This is a genomic window from Brevundimonas sp. GW821-FHT09G01, from assembly GCF_059416065.1.
On the sequence record NZ_JBWKOL010000014.1, the window covers coordinates 15127 to 30636 of the forward strand.

Below are 15510 nucleotides of genomic sequence, written 5' to 3' on the forward strand. Positions count from 1 at the left end.
TTTCAGCGGAGTGTTCGGGGGGAATGATGGACGGGGTGCGCACGATCTGGCGGCAAGCAGTGTTGCGCGCCGTCGCCGCAGCAGAGTGGCTCCTCGGTGAAGCCCGGCAGGTTCTCGACATCGACGCCTTTCGATCAGCCACCGACTGGCGGGGGCGATTGGACGCCGTCTCCTGGCGGCGCGCGGCCGTAGCCGGCGGCGGCGTCATGGCGATCGGCTTGGCTGTCGGTTTGGGCTTCTGGTTGGCGCAACCGGAGTTCGGCGGTCGTCCGCCGCGCCTTCCGACTGAACAGGAATGGCGCGCAAACCAGGCCGCCGGACGGGCGATGGAAGGGGAGCTTTCCCCCGCCCTCGCCAAGGCCAACGCGTCCGTCACCCCGTGAGTATGATCATGAAGTTCGGAAAAACCTTCACCGCCGCACTCGGCGCCCTGATGGTCGTCGCGGCCGTGCCCGCGCATGCCGACGTCCAGTACATCTACGACAGCTCCGGTCGACTGATCCGCGCGACTTACTCGAACGGGATCACCATCCAGTACCGCTACGACGCTGCGGGGAATCGCACGCAGATCGTCACAACCAATACCCCCAATACGGCTCCGGTCGCCGTCAACGACACCGCCTCGGTGCAAAGCTCGGCCAGCGTCGACATCCTGGTGCGGGCCAATGACACCGACGCCGACGGCAATACCCTGACCGTCACCGGCGTCGGTTCGCCCGTCGGCGGCGGAAGTGTCAGCATCCAGGGTGGTGGAACCCACGTCCGCTACACCGCGCCTGCGACCGCCGGGACGAAGACCTTCACCTATACGGTGTCGGATGGCGCCGGCGGCTCCTCCACAGCGACGGTCACGGTGACCGTCTCGTCCGTCAACCAGGCCCCGGTCGCGGCCAACGACGACGCGAGCGCCACGGTCGGCGCCTTCCAGTCCATCTACCCGCTGTTCAACGATACGGATGCGAACGGTCACACGCTCACCATCACTGCGGTAACGACACCGACGGGGGGAAGCGTCAACATCGGATCCGGCGGCGGCTACGTGAACTACTATGCGCCCTCGACCCCCGGAACCTACACCTTCACCTACACGGTCAGCGACGGAAACGGCGGCACGGACACCGCTGTGGTCACGGTCGAGGTGACGCTGGGCGAACAGGGCTGCGTCCCCACCCCCGGACATATGTGTCAGATCGATCCCTGAACCTTGCAGGGGGTAACGTTCTGCAGACGCCTGTAGTCGTGAAGCGACCAGCCGGTCTGCGCGTCCGTGAAGCGCGCGCGCAGCCACAAGACCGTCGAAGACTGGCCGGGGATGGAAACCCTTAGATCGACCTGGTCGCCAGGCGCGACCGCGAAAGCCCGCGGCGTACTGGTCGCCCTCGCCTGCCCACCCCGACCGTAGGTGAACACCTGCCTCAGACAATCTTCCGCCGAAGCATCCAGGCGCAGGCGCGCCGACAAGGCCGCGAGCCCTCCAGCCGCCTTGGCGACCTCCGGATCGACGTTGAGGCCAACTCTTGAATCGGCGCTTTTGAGGGTGGCCGCTTCATCCGACACCAGATCAGCGCGCACGCTGGTGGGGGTGGTGAGGACCTCGACCGTCCGCCCGCCGATATTCACGGAACCGCGCGATGCCATGGTGTCACCCGCAGCAAGCTGCGCGAGCACGGTATAGGCCGCGCTTTCCAGTACAATGGATTCCCGGATGAAACGCTCCTCCGAAGCAGTCGCCCGGATATAGGACATCAGGCTGACCGAAAGAGCGCCGGCGAAGATGGCCAGGCCGACGGTGAAGCTCATCGCCAGAAGCGAGACGTATCCTTGCCGTTGCGGGCGTTCAGGGCGCGGGGGATTGTTCAATAGGCAACCCCAAGGTCCGCAGCCGGCCCACCATTTCGTCGGTGACCGCATCGATGTCCCGGCGGGTCCGAATGACCGTCGGACGAAGGAACATGACCAGTTCGGTCTGGCGCTGGTTGTTGTCCCGCGAGCGGAACAGGGCCCCGAGGGCCGGGATGCGGCTCAGATAGGGAACCCCGGTGTCGCCGAGATTGGTGCTGGACCGCAGCAGGCCGCCGAGCACCACAAGCTGGCCGTCCTCGACCTGGATGCGCGTGGATAGGCGTCGTTGCTGGATCGTTGGCGAGTCGATGTCCGACGTCGTCGTCCCGGCGACTTCGCTGACCTCCTGTTCGATCTCGATGAACATCCGACCGCTTTCGCTGACCCGAGGCGTCACGGAAAGCACGACCCCCGTATCGCGGTACTGCACGCTGTTCAGGATACGGCTGTCATCATTCAAACCGACGGCGGTCTGGGTGATGATCGGCACCTGATCGCCGACCTGAAGCTCCGCCGTCTCATTGGAGAGAACCAGGACACGCGGTGTCGAAACCAGTTGCACGTCCGTGACCGTCGACAGGGCGTTCAGCACCGCGCGGACGTCGAGGTTGGCATAGCGCAACGAGAAGCCCGGGAAGCTCGGCGCGGCGTCGTCATTTGAGCCTGAGGAGAAGCCCCCGGTCAGGTCACCGTCGTCCAGGAACCACTGCACCCCGAAGCGCAGGCGATCGTTCAGTGTCACCTCGGCGATCGTCGCCTCGATCAGCACCTGGGGCGGCGGGGCGTCCAGCTCCCGGACGATGTCGAGCACGTTTCGATACTCCGCATCGTCCGCCAAGAGGATCAGCGCATTGGTGCGGGGGTCGGCCGTCAATCGAAGCGATCCGATTGCGCCGCTCGCCACCGTTGCCGGCCCGGAGCCCGCCTCAGTTTGTCCTGCGGAAGGATTCTGGGCAGGCATCGTAGCGGCGGTCTGGGACGTCGTGGCCGACGAGGCCCCCGCGCTCACGCCAAGCAGCGCCGACAGGGTGGTGACGAACTGCTCGGCTTCGAGATTGGCCAGGGGGATCGACCGCAGGCGCCGGGAAGCGGGCGGCGGAGCGCGGTCAAAACGCGCGATCCACTCGCTCGCCCGGTCCAGACCGGCCGGCGACCGAGCGATCACCAGAAGACCGTTGAGGCGGTTGAGCTCGATGAACTGGATCTGACTGCCCAAGGGACCATCCGGGCCGCCGAAGACCTGACGAATCTCGCCGGCGATGTCGGCGGGCGTGGCGTAGCGGACAGGGAAAAACTGCAGGCTCTTGCCTTGAAGCCAGTCCACATCCAGCGACCGGGCCGTCCGCACCAGCGCATTGACCGTCGTGGGGTCGCCCGTGATGAACACCTGTTCGCGACCACCATCGGCGCGCACTGTGGCCCCCTCGCCGGCCAAGGGTTCGAGAAGACGCGCGATCTCCGCGGCGCTGATTGCGCGTGCTTGGTAGACGGCGGATCCCGCGAGAATCTCGACACCGTCCTGCGCCGCTACGGGCGGACCATTCAACCGGGCCGCTTGCGCCGCCGGAACGATCGCATAGCCCGCGCCCTCCGGCACGACAGCGCCGCCGATGCTGCGCAGCGCCCGATCGAAGCTGGCGAGGGCCTGGGCTTCGCTCATCCGTCCGGTCAGGCTGAGGGTCAGGTTGCCCTGCACGGCCGGATCCAGCCGATAGGAGCGACGCAGGGACTGGCCCACGACAGCGTCGACAACGGCAGTGACAGGCGCCTGGTCAAAGACCACGTTGAAGGTTCGTTGGGGCGACGGCCGGGCCGCGGACCGCGACGGCTCCAGGGTCGCGTTCTCAAGACGCCAGGCGAGCGCATCCGCCTCTACGATCGGCGTCGGATCAACGATCTCCGGGCTCGTGAGTACAGGGCGGTTTTGCGGGATCACCGCCAGATCCTGGCGAATGGCGCGGGGCGTCTCGCAGCCGGAGAGCACAGAGAGCGCCGCACAGGCCAGAACGCGGGTCTTCAATTTCATTCGGACGCCTGCAGAACAATATCACGCTTGAAGCCGGACCCGCCCGCGGCTTTGTCGGAGCCATAGCTGGTCAGGCTGAACCGTTCGCCGTCCTGAGGCGGCGGGGCGTAGACGATGGAGGCGCCCCACGGATCCTTCAGGAGAGATTTATCGGAGAGGTAGGGGCCCGCCCAATCGGCGACGCCGGCGGGCGGATCGGTCAGGGCGCCCAGCCCCTCCTGCGCCGTGGGATAGCGGGACAGGTCGGCGGAATACATTTCCAGAGCCGCCGCGACGCTTTCCATTTTCAGCCGCGCGGCCCTCACCTTGGCGCGGTCCATCTGGCCGAGGGTCTGAGGCACGACGATCGCGCTGATCAGTCCGATGATCACCAGAACGACCAGCATTTCGGTCAGGGTGTAGCCTTCGCGACGCGAAGACTTTGCCCAACGGCCACCTTTCGGCCTATCCCCCATGGCTCCCCCCGAACCGACGCGCTAGTCATGCGACTATAGGGGAGCGGGGGCCGAGTCTACCGGCGCGAGCATGGCTGTATCTGCCGACGAGTTCGAGATGCCGGCGCCGGCGCACGCGCGTTCGGATCTGGCTGAAGCGTTGAGTTTGACGGGCGGCGCGGTGGATCGCGCCCTGCGCGCCAGCCGCACCTCCGGCCAGCCGCTCGCCGTCGCCCTCAGCTTGCTGGGCATGGCGACCGAGGACGCCATCGCCGAAGCCTGCAGCCGCCTGCATGCCGCACCGCGTTGGGTCGATGATCGGCCTTTGGAGCCGGTGGAGCTTCCGGGGCTGAACCCCAGATTTCTCCAGGACCGCTATGCCGTCGCCATGGCGGACGAGAACGGCGGATGGTGTCTGGGGCTCGTGGATCCCGGCGACGCCGCCACGCTAGAAGCGCTTCGCTTCGCCCTCGACCGCGAGGTTCCTGTTCGCACCATCACGCTCAGCGCGTGGCGGCAGACGCAGGGTTCCGCGGAGCAGATCGATTCCGGCCCTTTGGCGGACTCCGCCAGTTCGGCGACCTGGCTCGACGACGCCGAACGCCTGCGCGACATCGCGCGCGACGCGCCCGTGGTGCGGATCTCGGAACAGATTCTCGAGCGCGCCTTCCTGCTCAATGCGTCGGACGTGCATATCGAGCAGAAGATCGACCATACCCGGGTGCGCCTGCGCATCGACGGACAGCTCCAGGATCAGGAGCCACTCGCGAGCAATCTCGGGCCGGCGCTCATCGCGCGTATCAAGGTGCTGTCCGATCTCGATGTCGCCGAACGTCGTGCCCCGCAGGACGGGCGTACAACGATCAATGTGCGCGGCGTGCCGGTGGACGTGCGCATATCCACGACCCCGACCGTCTTCGGCGAGTCGTTGGTGGTGCGCCTGCTGACGCGTCGTGATGTGGAATATTCGCTCGAACGGCTGGGCCTGCGAAGCAACGTCGCAAGCGGCCTGGATCAGCTTCTGGCGCGTCGCCATGGCCTTCTCCTCGTCACTGGACCGACGGGCAGCGGCAAGACGACCACCCTCTATGCCGGCCTGCGCCGCCTCGCGTCCGGCCGTCAGAAGATTCTGACGATCGAGGACCCGGTCGAATATGTGTTCGAGGACATCCTGCAGAGCCAGGTCAATGAGGCGGCGGGCTTCACCTTCTCCACGGCGCTACGGTCCTTCCTGCGGCATGACCCGGATGTGATCCTGGTCGGGGAAATTCGGGATACGGAAACCGCGCGGCTGGCGGTGCAGGCCAGCTTGACCGGCCACCTGGTGCTGGCGACGGTCCACACCAACGACGCAGCCACCACGCCGTCCCGCCTGATCGATATGGGCGTGGAGCGCTACCTTCTGGGCGACGCCCTCATCGGGGTGATGGCCCAGCGGCTGGCGCCCCAGCTCTGCACCGTCTGCAAGACGACCAGCCCGCTGGACGAGACCGAGCGCGACGCTGTGGCGGCGGCGGGCCTGCCGACATTCAATAAGGTCGGTCGGGCGCAAGGGTGTCAGACCTGCAGCGGGTCCGGCCGCCGGGGACGGCGCGCCGTCAGCGAACTGATGATTTGCACCCCGGATATCGGCGAACTGATCGGCTCCGGCGCTCCCGCCGCGGCGATCCGTGACCGTCTGTCGGCCACCACTGGCTACACCACCCTGCGCGAAGACGCGCTCGGCCAGGCCGCGACGGGCCAGGTCGACTGGGGCGACGCCTGGCGGATCGCCGACCGATGAAAGCGTTCCACTATCAGGCGCTGGGCGCCGACGGCCGGCGCATGCGCGGCGTCACCTACGCTTCGTCCGCCGCCGCGGTGCGCGACCGGCTGATCGAAGCCAGGCTGCACCCACTCGCCATCCGCCCGGCGCTTCTGCAGCACAAAGGCTCCCTGAGGATCACCGGCGCCGAGGCGGCCCGGCTGGGGCGCGATCTGGCTCAGCTCATGCAAAGCGGCATGGCCATCGCCCAGGCCCTCAGCCTGCTGGAGTCGCGTGAGACCGCGAAGATGGCCGCCATCGTTCGCGAGGTCCGGCAGAAGCTGATCGCGGGCGAGCCGTTGTCAAAGGCGCTGGAAGCGGCCGGCGGACCATCGGCCCGGTTCCTTCAATCGCTGGCGCGCGGCGGCGAGGCTTCCGGCCGTCAGGCCGAGGTTCTGGCGGCCGGCGCGACTTCCTTGGGCGCGATGGATCAACTACGCCGCCGGCTGATCACTCTGAGCGTCTACCCGGGGTTCGTGATCGCCGTCGCCTTCGGTGCGATCGCGGTCTACGCCTATGCGGTCCTGCCCTCCCTCGAGCCGGCGTTCGAGGGACTCGGCGACGGAATTCCTGCCCAGACCCAGGCCGTGCTGACCTTCGGCGTCGTGGTCCGCGCCCTGACTCCGATCCTGGCCACGCTGATCGGGCTCGCGACCGTGGCCCTCGTTCTCTCGGCGCGTTTGCGCCGCGCGACGACCGACCTCCTGGCCAGGCTGCTCATGCGGGGCCGCACCTCTCCCTTGCGCGACTTCGTCTTCGCCAACCTGGCCACGCGGCTGGGCGTCATGCTGCAGGCCGGCGTGCCCCTGTCGCCCGCCTGGCGGTTGGCGCGCGAGCCCGTCGGCATCAGTTGGCTGAGTCAGACCCTTGCAAGACAGGACGACCGGCTCATGGAAGGGGTCCGGCTGTCCGATGTTCTGCGCCGCGTGCCATACGCTCCCGCGGACCTGTTGCATTACGTCACCCTGGGAGAGCAGTCCGGCCAAGTGCCCAAGGCGCTCGCGGACAGCGCGGCTCTGCTGGCGGTTCGCGCCCAGGAATCCATCGAACGGACTCTTTCCCTGCTGACTCCTCTGGTGATCGTCATCGTCGGCGGGATGGTCGGCCTGATCACGATGATGGTGTTCCAGGGCTTGCTGGCGATCGGCGACGCCGTTGCCCTCTAGCGCCCCCCCTGGTCGCGGCGGCTATCTGACCGTCGACGCCCTCGTGGGGCTGGCGGTCGCCACACTCGGCGTCGCCGCTGCTGTCGGTCTGGCCTCGACCGCCGTCACCCGGCTGGCCCAGGCGAAGGACCGATTGACGGCGGTCCGGATCGCCGACGATCTGTATGAAGACCTCTACGCGGGCGACCGCCCTGACGGACAACAGTCCGGCGCCACCGATGGACGATCATGGACCTACGAGAGTCAGAAGGACGACACCTCCCTCGCCCGGCGCGTCCGCATCGCCGTGGACCGGCGGTTCGGCGGCGACCTGGTCATCGAGGCGGTTCTTCCGCCCGCGCCGGCTACAGCGTCCTCGAACTGATGATCGCCATGGCCGTCGCCTCCATCATGATCGTCGGCGTGGGCGCCGCCTACTCCGCCCTGGGACGGGCCGGGCATCGGCTGGCCGTGGCCCAAGCCGGTCTCGCCGACCGCAGTCCTCCGCGGTGCCGGGCGCCAAATGGTCCGGCTCCTTCCCGAGACACGGACGCCCGATACCGATGCACCCTCCCCGAACGCTGTGAATACGATACCGTCAGTCAATCATGCCGCTCGACTCCGTCCCCGAACTGACCCTGGACCGCTCGTCCCCCGCCCGCCAGGTGGAGGTGATGACGCGTGTCCTGCGCCTGCCGACGGACTCGGTGCGGCAGGCGCGCGCCATCGTGCGCATGCAGCTCGACCGGCTGTCGCCCCTGCCGGTCGACTCGATCGTGTTTGATTTGGTTCGCCTGCAACGGGCGGGCGGCGAGACCACCTTCGCGTTGGGCATTCTCAGGCGCTCCGCCTTGCTCGACCCGGCCTTTTCCAACCGGCGAATAGTCGCGCTCGCGCGGTCCGCTGACGGGGTTGAAGTGGTGTTCCGGTTCCGGAACGCCTCCGCCGTCGACGATCGTGAAACCCGCTGGCTGGCGCACGCGCCGAAGGCGGCGGCCGTGGCCCTCGGTCTCTCCGCCGTTCTTTTGGCGGGCCAGATCCGCGCCGACCACTGGCGGGAAGCACGGTTGCCTGCGATGGCAGCCGAGCAACGCATCGCGGCGCGTGCAGCGCGCGACGCACGCGACCAGACGGCCGCCCTTGTGGAGTGGCGCTCGCTCGACCGGTCCGACGCCGCGACGCGTCTGCTGTGTATCGCCAGCAAGATCACAGCCGGGGACCCCTCTCCTCTGGCTCTGGCCGGAGCGGCTTCAGATGCGACGCAAGTGAGGCTCACGCCCCTTGATGCTGGAGGCGCGGCGCGCCTTGCCGCCGCGGGTGGAGAGTCCGCTCCTGCGGGAGGTGCAGCCGGCGCCCCCGCGCCCGTCACCTTCGGTCCGGAGGTTTGCAGTTGAACGCCCGGGTCTGGATCAACCGGGCGGCGGCGGCGGCCTGCGTACTGCTGCTGGGCCTCGCGTTCGCCTCGGCGGTGGCCATTGCAGGCGATGTAGCCGCGGTCAACGCCGCCCGCCGGACAGATGCCCCTCCCCCGGAGACCGGTTCGTCGATGACGGCTCCCGCGGCGCTCAAGCCGCTGCTTCGCGCGAACGCCGCGACGCCCAATGTGGCGGTGGGTGAGTTCATCAACCTGCGGCTCGGCGATCTCGGACTGTTCGTCAGCGCGGTCGACGTCGCCTCGGTCCGTCCGTTCGGAAACGGGCTGAAGCTCGCCGAGGTCCGGGTCACCGCCGCCGGAAGCCTGTCCGACATCGCCTCCGTCGCCAACTGGGTCGCGATCAACCGTGAAGCGGTCCGGCTGAAATCCATGACGGTCGAGCAGGGCGCGGACGGACGGGGCGGCTGCACCCTGGTGCTGCTGATGGTGGTCGCATGAAGCGCCTCCGTGCCTATTGGCTGCATGGCGTACTCGGCGCCTGTGCGCTCATCACGCTCGCCCTCATTCTCGTTCCTCAGTCCGAAGGCGCTCCCGCTGCGCCGCCGCAGGAGAAGCGCTATGCCGGGCGCGACTTCGAGGCCCGGCCCGCCGCCCGATTCCAGACCTTTGTGCTGAGCCTGTCGGCTCCCGCCGCGGCAGCCTCGCCCGCGAACGCCGAACCCCTGCCGACCCTTGTCGGCATTGCTGGACGTGCAGTTTATCTGCGCAGCGCCTTATCAAGCGAGACGGAGCGGCTTTCCGTGGGCCAGGAGTTCGACGGCTGGCGGCTGGTCGCTGTCGGAGCCCGCGCCGTGACGCTCCGCGGTCCGGCAGGCGACCGGCGGCTGGAGCTCTTCGCTCTCCCCGATCCTGAACCCGAGGAGCCTGCTCAAGCTGGCGTATCCAGCGCGCAGCCCGTCGGCGGATGACGCAAGCCGCTTTGCTGCCCATCGCCCTTGGGATCGTCGGCCTCGTCGTGGGCAGCTTTCTCGGCCTGGTCAGCCTGCGCCTTCCAGCCGGGCTCGACATCGTCGCCGGGCGTTCCCGCTGCGGTTCGTGCGGTGAAACCCTGTCACCACTCAGGCTGATTCCGGTGCTGAGCTACGTCTGGTCACGGGGACGCTGCGTCGACTGTGGAACCTCGATACCCGCGCGCTACCCTCTGCTTGAGATCATGGCTGCGGCTATCGGGGTTGCCGCAGGCCTCTCACAAGCCGGCTTGTTGACGGCCAGCCTTTTGGCGACCGCAGGATGGCACTGGCTGATATCGCTTATTCTCTATATTGAGCACCGCCGCATTCCCGGAATATTCGGCGCGTCCTTGCTTGCCACTACGACAATAGCGGCAGCTTTGATCTTGGCTAATATTCCCTGAAGACCACCTCGGAGACGCGGTCGTTCGGGTGAGGTTCTCCGCCTTCTGGGAGCGGGCGCCGCAGCCGAAATAGATCGTCAGCACGTCGTTGGCGTGGCTGACCGTCGTCGCCTGCGGCGCGACGTCGGCGCGCAGGGTCGCCACGGCCAGATCGCGTCCCTTGTCGAGGATGTCGACGATCTCGCGCCGAAGCCGATGGTCCATGGCCGTCCCCTTCACGCACCTGCCGCTCCCGGCAAGGTGGGACAGGGTTCGCGCCCGGCCGGGGCTCGCGCCTTGATCGGGATCAATTCGCGCCGACGCGCCCGAACGGGACCGGTCAACCCCCTGAGCTCCCACCGTAGGTCGCCCACGGCGAGGACGCGGGTCGATCTCGGCGGCTCCAAACGCTTGGCTGGACACCCCGATGGAGCCCCTCATGACGATCTCCCGCCCTCTTCACGTCCGCCGCGTCGGCGCGACCGCCGCCGTCGCCCTGGTCGTGAGCTTCGGCCTCGCCCAGCCCGCGTTCGCCTCGGCCAATGTCGAGGGGTTGCTCCAGAACGTCGTCGACATGCTGACCGGCAACACGGCCCGCCTGCTGGCGGTGCTCGCCGTGGTGGTCGTCGGCATCCTGTGGATGTTCGGCCTGTTTGATCTGCGTCGGGCCGCCATTGTCGTGCTCGGCATCGTCGTGGTCTTCGGCGCGGCCGAGATCGTCAATCTGATCACTGGCGGCGCCTGATGACCGCCCCGGCGCCCTGGCTGGTGGTGGGGGTGGCCTCGGCCGGCCTCGCCCTGGGCCTGATGCTCGGCCTGAAGCTGATCTCGCCCAAACGCTTCGCCCAGATCGCGGCCGGCCTCGCCTCGGGCGTCGCCATCGGCCTGGCCTTGTCGCGCCTGTCCGCGGGCGGCGCCCATGGCTGACGAGCGACTGACCGAGGACCCGCTGTTCCTCGCCTGCACGCGACCGGCCATGATCCTGGGCGCGCCCATGGAGGCGATGGGCGTCAACGTCATCCTGTCGGGCGTGGTCTTCCTCGTCGGCGGCAGCCTGCTCTACCTCCTCGTCGCGCCGGCTTTGCACCTGGTGTTCCGCGCGATCTGCCGCGCCGACCACAACGCCTTTCGGCTGCTCTTCGTCTATGTCGACACCAAGGGCCGGTCGCGCAATACGGCGCTCTGGGGCGGCAGCTCGGCGACGCCCCTCCCCGTGGTGCGCCGCTATCGCGCGGCGGAGCTGTCCCGTGGCTGAGGGCGGCGCCACCGTCGCCCATCTGCGGCGCGAGGCCGACGCCCGGCCGCACCTGCCCTATGCCCGTCACGTCTCTGACCAGGTGGTCGCTCTCGACAGCGGCGCCCTGATGATGGTGTTCCAGATCGACGGCGCCGGCTTCGAGACCGCCGACGCGCGGGACCTCAACGCCTGGCACGTCAAGCTCAACCAGGCCTGGCGCAACCTCGCGGACGACCGTCTGGCGGTCTGGCACCACGTGGTGCGCCGGCCCGTCGAACTGGAGCGGTCGGCCGGCTATCGCTCGGCCTTCGCCGAGGAGCTGGGCGCCCTGTACGACGACCGCGTAGCGGGGCGCCGGCTCTGGATCAATGAGCTGTTCGTCACCCTCGTCCTGCATCCCGGCCGTGACGCCGGCGACCGCGCCGCGGCCCTGGCGCAACGCCTGAAGGCGGCCCGACGGCGCGACGCTGAGGTCGAGAGCGCCCTGATCCAGCGGATCGAAGAGGCCGGCCGCGATCTTGTCCAGTATCTCGGCCGCTATGCGCCACGCAGCCTCGGCCTCTATGAACGCGAGGGTCTGTGGTTCTCCGAGCCGATGGAGGTCATGCGGCTCGTCCTGACCGGGCGCCGGTCGTCGGTCCCGATCGTCAATGGCCACCTCGGCTCGGCCGTCTACACCGTGCGCGCCATCTTCGGCCGCGAGACCCTCGAGCTGCGGGACGCCGCCGAGGCGCGCTACGCGGGCGTGCTGGCCATCAAGGAATATCCCGCCACGACCCGGCCGGGCCTGTGGGATGATCTGCTGAGCGTCCGTTTCGGTTTCGTGGCGACCCAGTCCTTCGCCTTTCTGTCCAAGACCTCTGCCCGGGCGGTGATGGAGCGCAAACAGAACCAGATGGTCTCGGCCCGGGATCGCGCGGCCTCGCAGATCAACGGCCTGTCCGACGCCCTCGACGATCTCGTCAGCAACCGTTTCGTGATGGGCGAGCACCAGGCGTCGATCCTCGTGCACGGCGACACGCCCGCGGCCCTGGCGGATCACCTCTCCAAGGCCCGCGCCATCCTGGCGGACTCCGGCTTGGTGGTCGCGCGAGAGGATCTCGGCTTGGAAGCCGCCTTCTGGTCCCAGTTTCCGGGCGCCTTCGCCCGCCGCACCCGGCCGGCCGCGATCACCTCGCGCAATTTCGCGGCCCTGGCGCCGTTCCACGCCCATCCCGCGGGCAAGGCGCGCGGCAATCACTGGGGCGAGGCCGTCGCCGTGCTGCGCACCACGGCGGGCTCGCCCTTCTGGTTCAACTTCCATGTCGGCGATCTCGGCCACACCTTCATCTGCGGGCCCTCGGGCGCGGGCAAGACGGTCATTCAGAACTTTCTGCTCGCCCAGTTGGAGCGGTTCGGCGCCCAGCAGCTGTTCATCGACAAGGACCGGGGCGCCGAGATCTTCGTGCGCGCCTGCGGCGGGACCTATCTGGCCCTGCGCAACGGCGAACCGACCGGCTTGGCCCCGTTCAAGGCGCTCTCCCCCAGTCCCGCCAACCGCGCCTTCCTAATCCGGCTGGTGCGGACCCTCGTCGCGCGCCCCAACGAAACCCTGACCGTGCCCCAGGCCCGCGCGATTGATCAGGGCGTGACGGCGCTGGAGGCCTTGCCGCGTGAGCGGCGATCCATCGCCGCCCTGCGCAGCCTGCTCGGCCAGGGCGACGCCGGCGGGGTCGGGGCGCGGCTGGAGCGTTGGCAGAGGGGCGGACCGCTCGGCTGGGTGCTCGACAATGACGAGGACGCCCTCAGCCTGGAGGCCCGCTTCGCCGGGTTCGACATCACCCAGGTGCTCGACCACGACGAGGTCCGCACGCCAGCGATGTTGTATCTGTTCCACCGGATCGCCGAGCGCGTCGATGGTCGTCGCCTCGTCCTCGACATCGACGAGTTCTGGAAGGTGCTGGGCGACCCGGCCTTCACGGATCTGGCCCAGGACGGGCTCAAGACCTGGCGCAAGCAGAACGCCCTGATGGTGTTCGGCACCCAGTCCCCCGCCGACGCGCTGCGCTCGCCTATCGCCCACGCCATCCTCGAGCAGTGCGCGACCAAGATCTTCCTGCCCAACGCCCAGGGTCAGGCGCGCGACTATATCGACGGCTTCGGCCTCACCCGGGAGGAATTCCGCCTGATCCGCGAGGTCCTGACCCCGGAGTCGCACCGCTTCCTGGTCAAACAGGGTCACGACAGCGTCGTCGTCGAACTGGACCTGACCGGCATGGACGACGCCCTGGCGGTCCTGTCCGGCCGCACCGACACGGTCGCTCTGCTGGACCGGCTGCGCGCCGGGATCGGCGACGACTACGCGCTGTGGCGCGCCCCCTTCCACGACCAGAGGAGGTTCCTGTGAGAGCCCGCATCCTGTTCGCCGCGGCCGCCGCCGCGGTCGCCCTCGCCGCCGCGCCGACGGTCCAGGCGCAGCAGATCGTCCATGATCCGAGAGCCTTGGCCCAGATGGTCGACGAGGCCCGCACCACCCTCGAGCAACTGAAGGCCCTGCAGGCCCAGCTCGAGCAGGGTCAGCGGCTGTTCGAAAGCCTGAATGACCTGTCCGACGTCAACGCCCTGGCCGCCGAGCTCGGCTGGCCCGCCGTGCGAAATCCTCTGCCGGACCTGCGCGCGCTGCGCGCGGCGGCCAACGGCGATCTGTCCGCGCTCGACGACCTGGCGGACCGCGCCGACGCCATTCGCCGCGACACCCGGCTGTATACGCCGCCGGCGGGTGATCTCGGACCGGCGGAGGCCTGGTATCGCGACAGCCTCGAGCGCGCCGGAGCCCGGACCGCGCGGGACCTCGCCGTCGGCGAGGCGGTGGCCGACGCCGCGGATCGGCGCCTGCAGGGTCTGGAGACGCTCCGCGCCGCCCTGGACACCGCGCCCAATGCCCGGGCGGTGATGGATCTCGAGGCTCGCCTCGCGGCGGAACAGGCGCTGATCCAGAACGAACAGGTCCGACTCCAGGGGCTCGCCCTGATCCAGGCCGCCGAGGCGCGTCTGGAGGAACAGCGCGCCCGGGAACGGTCCGAGGCCGCCCGGGCGGCGCGCATGGATATCTATCAGCGAGCCTTCCAGTGACGCGGAAGGCCCTCCTTGCCGCCCTCGGCGTCATCGGATGCGGCGCGCCCGCGCGCACCGCCGACTCCTTCGCCGCCGATCCGCAGGCGGCGGCCAAGGTGGCCGCCGATTGCGACGCCGGCCAGGCCGAGACCGAATGCGAGGCGGCGCGGCAGGGCCTGGCCCAGGCCCGGCGAGAGGCGCGGATGCGCGCCTACGCGCGGGCCTTCTGAGGATCCGACGATGAGCTTTCGCGTCTTCGAGCCCAGCTACGACTTCGTCGATGAACGACTGAACGTCTTTCTCGGTGATCGCCTGTCCTCGGTGATCGCCGAGGTCGAGGGTCCGCTGCGCATCGCCTTGGTCCTCTATATCGTGCTCTACGGCGTCGCCATTCTGAGGGGAGCGATCAGCGAACCGGTGATGGATTTCGCCGTCCGATCGCTGAAGCTGGCCTTCCTCTATCTGCTGGCCACCACGGCCGCCTATTCGACCTTCGTCACCGAACCCCTGTTCACCGGTCTTCCCAACGCCCTGACCCGGGCGGTCAGCGGCGCGGACACGCCCAGCGTCGGCGCCGCCTTCGACCAATTCTTCGCCTATGCGGCCTGGCTGGGCGAGGACATCTCGCGCGACGCCTCGGCCTTCAACCCCGGGCCCTATATGGTGTCGGCCGCCGTCTTCATCATCGGCGCCCTGGCCGCGGCGCTCGGCTTCGGCGTGGTGCTGGTGGCCAAGCTGGCGCTGGCCCTGCTCGTCACCCTGGGCCCCATCTTCATCGCCTGCGCCCTGTTCGACGCGACCCGCCGCTTTTTCTTCGGCTGGCTCAGTCAGGCCGTGAACTACCTGGTTCTCTTCGCCCTGATCATCGTCATCTTCCAACTCGTCCTGTCGCTGGTCCGCGACCAGTGGGGCGCGATCCAGGGGGCCGACCCGATGATCGGCGGGCTGATCTTCATCGCCCTGTGCCTGCTGGGGGCGATTTTCTTCCTCCAGACCCCGGCCATAGCCGCCGGCGTCGCAGGCGGCGCCAGCGCCGGACTGGCCGATTTCGCCAACGCCGCGACCCTGGGCGGAAACGGTTCGAGCCGAAGCCAGGGTCCGCAAGACGCCAGCCGCCAGCCTCCCAGAGGCGGCGGCTCCATCCGACCGAGAGGCGCCTGA

20 protein-coding genes and 1 pseudogene are annotated in these 15510 nt (G+C 68.6%); 17 read left to right on the forward strand and 4 right to left on the reverse strand.

Going from position 1 to position 15510, the window contains the following annotated elements; translation table 11 throughout:
* Positions 1-23 precede the first annotated feature (23 nt).
* Positions 24-383, forward strand: coding sequence for a hypothetical protein (locus AC07NB_RS17325; RefSeq protein WP_494572060.1), 360 nt, complete (start codon positions 24-26; stop codon positions 381-383).
* A gap of 8 nt (positions 384-391) precedes the next feature.
* Entirely contained in the window at positions 392-1201 is an 810-nt protein-coding gene (locus tag AC07NB_RS17330) for an RHS repeat domain-containing protein (RefSeq protein ID WP_494572059.1), read from the forward strand.
* Here the strand turns inward: AC07NB_RS17330 and AC07NB_RS17335 are convergent.
* From AC07NB_RS17335 to gspG, 3 genes are read right to left on the reverse strand one after another with little or no spacing between them, the layout of a single operon-like run.
* The gene (locus tag AC07NB_RS17335; protein ID WP_494572058.1) at positions 1186-1800 is read right to left on the reverse strand and encodes a hypothetical protein; all 615 of its coding nucleotides are present in this window, start codon (positions 1798-1800) and stop codon (positions 1186-1188) included. The genes AC07NB_RS17330 and AC07NB_RS17335 overlap by 16 nt on opposite strands.
* Positions 1801-1837: 37 nt before the next feature.
* On the reverse strand, positions 1838-3868 hold the full coding sequence (gspD, locus tag AC07NB_RS17340) for a type II secretion system secretin GspD (RefSeq protein WP_494572057.1): 2031 nt from the start codon (positions 3866-3868) through the stop codon (positions 1838-1840).
* A complete protein-coding gene (gene gspG, locus AC07NB_RS17345; RefSeq protein ID WP_494572056.1) occupies positions 3865-4323 on the reverse strand; it encodes a type II secretion system major pseudopilin GspG in 459 nt (152 codons plus the stop codon). The genes gspD and gspG overlap by 4 nt, the downstream gene beginning before the upstream one ends.
* 97 nt (positions 4324-4420) lie before the next feature.
* Between gspG and AC07NB_RS17350 the strand changes: the two genes are divergently transcribed.
* The 8 genes and pseudogenes from AC07NB_RS17350 to AC07NB_RS17385 all read left to right on the forward strand — a co-directional run.
* On the forward strand, positions 4421-6085 hold the full coding sequence (locus tag AC07NB_RS17350; RefSeq protein ID WP_494572055.1) for a GspE/PulE family protein: 1665 nt from the start codon (positions 4421-4423) through the stop codon (positions 6083-6085).
* Positions 6086-6126: 41 nt separating this feature from the next.
* The gene (locus AC07NB_RS17355; RefSeq protein WP_494572054.1) at positions 6127-7272 is read left to right on the forward strand and encodes a type II secretion system F family protein; all 1146 of its coding nucleotides are present in this window, start codon (positions 6127-6129) and stop codon (positions 7270-7272) included.
* Positions 7262-7636: a hypothetical protein gene (locus AC07NB_RS17360; RefSeq protein ID WP_494572053.1), complete on the forward strand. Its 375-nt coding sequence runs from the start codon at positions 7262-7264 to the stop codon at positions 7634-7636. Before AC07NB_RS17355 ends, AC07NB_RS17360 begins: the two co-directional genes overlap by 11 nt.
* On the forward strand, positions 7636-7887 hold the full coding sequence (locus AC07NB_RS17365; RefSeq protein WP_494572052.1) for a hypothetical protein: 252 nt from the start codon (positions 7636-7638) through the stop codon (positions 7885-7887). The genes AC07NB_RS17360 and AC07NB_RS17365 overlap by 1 nt, the downstream gene beginning before the upstream one ends.
* On the forward strand, positions 7860-8645 hold the full coding sequence (locus tag AC07NB_RS17370) for a hypothetical protein (RefSeq protein WP_494572051.1): 786 nt from the start codon (positions 7860-7862) through the stop codon (positions 8643-8645). Before AC07NB_RS17365 ends, AC07NB_RS17370 begins: the two co-directional genes overlap by 28 nt.
* The gene (locus tag AC07NB_RS17375) at positions 8642-9124 is read left to right on the forward strand and encodes a hypothetical protein (RefSeq protein ID WP_494572050.1); all 483 of its coding nucleotides are present in this window, start codon (positions 8642-8644) and stop codon (positions 9122-9124) included. The genes AC07NB_RS17370 and AC07NB_RS17375 overlap by 4 nt, the downstream gene beginning before the upstream one ends.
* Positions 9121-9594, forward strand: coding sequence for a hypothetical protein (locus AC07NB_RS17380; RefSeq protein WP_494572049.1), 474 nt, complete (start codon positions 9121-9123; stop codon positions 9592-9594). The genes AC07NB_RS17375 and AC07NB_RS17380 overlap by 4 nt, the downstream gene beginning before the upstream one ends.
* Positions 9591-9854: pseudogene (locus AC07NB_RS17385) on the forward strand (prepilin peptidase); the annotation flags it as partial. The gene AC07NB_RS17380 and the pseudogene AC07NB_RS17385, both read left to right, overlap by 4 nt.
* An 18-nt stretch (positions 9855-9872) precedes the next feature.
* Here AC07NB_RS17385 and AC07NB_RS17390 read toward each other — a convergent pair.
* Complete coding sequence (locus AC07NB_RS17390; RefSeq protein ID WP_494572127.1) at positions 9873-10244, reverse strand: pyridoxamine 5'-phosphate oxidase family protein; 372 nt, start codon at positions 10242-10244, stop codon at positions 9873-9875.
* Between the two features lie 214 nt (positions 10245-10458).
* Here AC07NB_RS17390 and AC07NB_RS17395 point away from each other — a divergent pair, with 214 nt between their 5' ends.
* Genes AC07NB_RS17395 through AC07NB_RS17425 form a run of 7 tightly spaced genes read left to right on the forward strand, consistent with a single transcriptional unit; the run spans position 10459 to position 15510 of the window.
* Positions 10459-10764 carry a TrbC/VirB2 family protein gene (locus AC07NB_RS17395; RefSeq protein ID WP_494572048.1) on the forward strand — a complete coding sequence of 102 codons (306 nt, stop codon included), beginning with the start codon at positions 10459-10461 and terminating at the stop codon, positions 10762-10764.
* Positions 10764-10946, forward strand: a complete 183-nt coding sequence (locus AC07NB_RS17400) for a hypothetical protein (protein WP_494572047.1) — start codon at positions 10764-10766, stop codon at positions 10944-10946. Before AC07NB_RS17395 ends, AC07NB_RS17400 begins: the two co-directional genes overlap by 1 nt.
* Positions 10939-11274 (forward strand): VirB3 family type IV secretion system protein, encoded by a 336-nt coding sequence (locus AC07NB_RS17405; protein WP_494572046.1) that lies wholly within the window; start codon positions 10939-10941, stop codon positions 11272-11274. The genes AC07NB_RS17400 and AC07NB_RS17405 overlap by 8 nt, the downstream gene beginning before the upstream one ends.
* Entirely contained in the window at positions 11267-13642 is a 2376-nt protein-coding gene (locus AC07NB_RS17410) for a VirB4 family type IV secretion/conjugal transfer ATPase (RefSeq protein ID WP_494572045.1), read from the forward strand. The genes AC07NB_RS17405 and AC07NB_RS17410 overlap by 8 nt, the downstream gene beginning before the upstream one ends.
* The gene (locus tag AC07NB_RS17415; protein ID WP_494572044.1) at positions 13639-14367 is read left to right on the forward strand and encodes a TrbJ/VirB5 family protein; all 729 of its coding nucleotides are present in this window, start codon (positions 13639-13641) and stop codon (positions 14365-14367) included. Before AC07NB_RS17410 ends, AC07NB_RS17415 begins: the two co-directional genes overlap by 4 nt.
* Complete coding sequence (locus AC07NB_RS17420; protein WP_494572043.1) at positions 14364-14579, forward strand: EexN family lipoprotein; 216 nt, start codon at positions 14364-14366, stop codon at positions 14577-14579. The genes AC07NB_RS17415 and AC07NB_RS17420 overlap by 4 nt, the downstream gene beginning before the upstream one ends.
* Before the next feature lie 10 nt (positions 14580-14589).
* Positions 14590-15510, forward strand: a complete 921-nt coding sequence (locus AC07NB_RS17425) for a TrbL/VirB6 family protein (RefSeq protein ID WP_494572042.1) — start codon at positions 14590-14592, stop codon at positions 15508-15510.

Bases quoted from the DNA above. Each gene is read 5' to 3' on its own strand.
- AC07NB_RS17325 (WP_494572060.1), top strand. From the start codon at position 24: ATGATGGACGGGGTGCGCACGATCTGGCGGCAAGCAGTGTTGCGCGCC.
- AC07NB_RS17330 (WP_494572059.1), top strand. From the start codon at position 392: ATGAAGTTCGGAAAAACCTTCACCGCCGCACTCGGCGCCCTGATGGTC.
- AC07NB_RS17335 (WP_494572058.1), bottom strand. From the start codon at position 1,800: ATGAGCTTCACCGTCGGCCTGGCCATCTTCGCCGGCGCTCTTTCGGTC.
- gspD (WP_494572057.1), bottom strand. From the start codon at position 3,868: ATGAAATTGAAGACCCGCGTTCTGGCCTGTGCGGCGCTCTCTGTGCTC.
- gspG (WP_494572056.1), bottom strand. From the start codon at position 4,323: ATGGGGGATAGGCCGAAAGGTGGCCGTTGGGCAAAGTCTTCGCGTCGC.
- AC07NB_RS17350 (WP_494572055.1), top strand. From the start codon at position 4,421: ATGCCGGCGCCGGCGCACGCGCGTTCGGATCTGGCTGAAGCGTTGAGT.
- AC07NB_RS17355 (WP_494572054.1), top strand. From the start codon at position 6,127: ATGCGCGGCGTCACCTACGCTTCGTCCGCCGCCGCGGTGCGCGACCGG.
- AC07NB_RS17365 (WP_494572052.1), top strand. From the start codon at position 7,636: ATGATCGCCATGGCCGTCGCCTCCATCATGATCGTCGGCGTGGGCGCC.
- AC07NB_RS17370 (WP_494572051.1), top strand. From the start codon at position 7,860: ATGCCGCTCGACTCCGTCCCCGAACTGACCCTGGACCGCTCGTCCCCC.
- AC07NB_RS17380 (WP_494572049.1), top strand. From the start codon at position 9,121: ATGAAGCGCCTCCGTGCCTATTGGCTGCATGGCGTACTCGGCGCCTGT.
- AC07NB_RS17390 (WP_494572127.1), bottom strand. From the start codon at position 10,244: ATGGACCATCGGCTTCGGCGCGAGATCGTCGACATCCTCGACAAGGGA.
- AC07NB_RS17395 (WP_494572048.1), top strand. From the start codon at position 10,459: ATGACGATCTCCCGCCCTCTTCACGTCCGCCGCGTCGGCGCGACCGCC.
- AC07NB_RS17400 (WP_494572047.1), top strand. From the start codon at position 10,764: ATGACCGCCCCGGCGCCCTGGCTGGTGGTGGGGGTGGCCTCGGCCGGC.
- AC07NB_RS17405 (WP_494572046.1), top strand. From the start codon at position 10,939: ATGGCTGACGAGCGACTGACCGAGGACCCGCTGTTCCTCGCCTGCACG.
- AC07NB_RS17425 (WP_494572042.1), top strand. From the start codon at position 14,590: ATGAGCTTTCGCGTCTTCGAGCCCAGCTACGACTTCGTCGATGAACGA.